Origin of the sequence: Tenacibaculum dicentrarchi, from assembly GCF_964036635.1 — a bacterium.
GTDB lineage: Bacteria > Bacteroidota > Bacteroidia > Flavobacteriales > Flavobacteriaceae > Polaribacter > Polaribacter dicentrarchi.
Window position 1 is genome coordinate 240,001 of record NZ_OZ038524.1, and the last position, 2,500, is coordinate 242,500.

General features: G+C 43.8%; 2 tRNA genes and 2 rRNA genes (1 of these 4 cut by a window edge). All 4 read left to right on the forward strand.

The features are described from left to right. The first annotated feature begins 249 nt into the window (after window positions 1-249). A 16S ribosomal RNA gene (locus tag ABNT14_RS00995) occupies window positions 250-1,767 on the forward strand. 81 nt (window positions 1,768-1,848) lie between these two features. Next, a tRNA-Ile gene (locus ABNT14_RS01000) sits at window positions 1,849-1,922 on the forward strand. An 86-nt stretch (window positions 1,923-2,008) separates the two neighbouring features. Beyond that, window positions 2,009-2,082: transfer RNA gene (locus ABNT14_RS01005), tRNA-Ala, on the forward strand. A gap of 202 nt (window positions 2,083-2,284) precedes the next feature. Further along, window positions 2,285-2,500, forward strand: a 23S ribosomal RNA gene (locus tag ABNT14_RS01010); it runs 2,660 nt beyond the window's last position. The 16S and 23S rRNA genes sit together here with 2 tRNA genes alongside, the layout of an rRNA operon.

A 2,500-nucleotide genomic window follows, 5' to 3' on the forward strand; every position in this document is an offset into this window, starting at 1 on the left:
TGTATATTTGCAACCGCTTTCAGAAAGCGTAACGATTAAAGAAATTTGGAAATGACAATAATATGTCAGTTAGTTCGATTCTAACATTTCTACAAAAAATGATAAGATTATTCTTATCTCTGGTTTTTTAAAAAAAACTAGGTTCATTGAAAATATTGAAATTGACAGCGTAAATAAGAGTAGAATAACCACAACTTCTAACGAAGTTAAATTCTTTTGAAACTTATTCATTAATATTATTTAAAATATACAATGAAGAGTTTGATCCTGGCTCAGGATGAACGCTAGCGGCAGGCTTAACACATGCAAGTCGAGGGGTAACATTATGCTTGCATAGATGACGACCGGCGAACGGGTGCGTAACGCGTATAGAATCTGCCTTGTACAGGAGGATAGCCTTTAGAAATGAAGATTAATACTCCATAATGTAGTGCTTCGGCATCGGAACACTATTAAACATTTATGGGTACAAGATGACTATGCGTCCTATTAGCTAGATGGTAAGGTAACGGCTTACCATGGCAACGATAGGTAGGGGGTCTGAGAGGATTATCCCCCACACTGGTACTGAGACACGGACCAGACTCCTACGGGAGGCAGCAGTGAGGAATATTGGTCAATGGAGGCAACTCTGAACCAGCCATGCCGCGTGCAGGATGACTGCCCTATGGGTTGTAAACTGCTTTTATACAGGAAGAAACCGATCTACGTGTAGATCCTTGACGGTACTGTAAGAATAAGGACCGGCTAACTCCGTGCCAGCAGCCGCGGTAATACGGAGGGTCCGAGCGTTATCCGGAATCATTGGGTTTAAAGGGTCCGCAGGCGGTCAATTAAGTCAGAGGTGAAATCCCATCGCTCAACGATGGAACTGCCTTTGATACTGATTGACTTGAGTTATATGGAAGTAGATAGAATAAGTAGTGTAGCGGTGAAATGCATAGATATTACTTAGAATACCGATTGCGAAGGCAGTCTACTACGTATATACTGACGCTGAGGGACGAAAGCGTGGGGAGCGAACAGGATTAGATACCCTGGTAGTCCACGCCGTAAACGATGGATACTAGTTGTTGGACTTCGGTTCAGTGACTAAGCGAAAGTGATAAGTATCCCACCTGGGGAGTACGGTCGCAAGACTGAAACTCAAAGGAATTGACGGGGGCCCGCACAAGCGGTGGAGCATGTGGTTTAATTCGATGATACGCGAGGAACCTTACCAGGGCTTAAATGTGGTCTGACAGCTTTAGAGATAGAGTTTTCTTCGGACAGATCACAAGGTGCTGCATGGTTGTCGTCAGCTCGTGCCGTGAGGTGTCAGGTTAAGTCCTATAACGAGCGCAACCCCTATTTTTAGTTGCTAACAGGTTAAGCTGAGGACTCTAGAGAGACTGCCGGTGCAAACCGTGAGGAAGGTGGGGATGACGTCAAATCATCACGGCCCTTACGTCCTGGGCTACACACGTGCTACAATGGTATGGACAATGAGCAGCCACTATGCGAATAGGAGCGAATCTATAAACCATATCACAGTTCGGATCGGAGTCTGCAACTCGACTCCGTGAAGCTGGAATCGCTAGTAATCGGATATCAGCCATGATCCGGTGAATACGTTCCCGGGCCTTGTACACACCGCCCGTCAAGCCATGGAAGCTGGGGGTGCCTGAAGTTCGTTACCGCGAGGAGCGACCTAGGGTAAAACTGGTAACTAGGGCTAAGTCGTAACAAGGTAGCCGTACCGGAAGGTGCGGCTGGAACACCTCCTTTCTAGAGAAAGATGGTGAGTTACAAAAGGGAAATTTTACTCTTTGCTGTTAATTTTAAAACACACTAATAATAAGCTATTATAGTCTCGTAGCTCAGCTGGTTAGAGCGCTACACTGATAATGTAGAGGTCGGCAGTTCGAGTCTGCCCGAGACTACAAAGAGTAAGTTGTTAGAAAGGAAATTCTGGAAACTAGAGGATTCTAAATTCGTAATTCTGAATTCATAATTCTGAATTTCAAATGGGGGATTAGCTCAGTTGGCTAGAGCGCTTGCCTTGCACGCAAGAGGTCATCGGTTCGACTCCGATATTCTCCACAATTCAATTACGAATTGAAAATTATGAATTATAAATTTGTAATTCATCATTCGTAATTATTAAAGTTCATTGACATATTGGTAAAATGATATCGTAAAGAAATCAAGATAGAGAGTTAATCGCAAGATTAACACAATATTTTTATAAAAATAATAATTATAAAGAGCTCGTTCTAAACAGTAATGTTTAGAGCAAAAAGTACAATAAGCTAAATAAGGGCGTATGGCGGATGCCTAGGCTTTCAGAGGCGATGAAGGACGCGATAAGCTGCGATAAGCTACGGGGAGGGGCACATACCTTATAATCCGTAGATTTCCGAATGGGGCAACCCGGCATGTTGAAGACATGTCACCCGAAAGGGGGCAAACCCGGTGAACTGAAACATCTAAGTAACCGGAGGAAGAGAAAACAATAGTG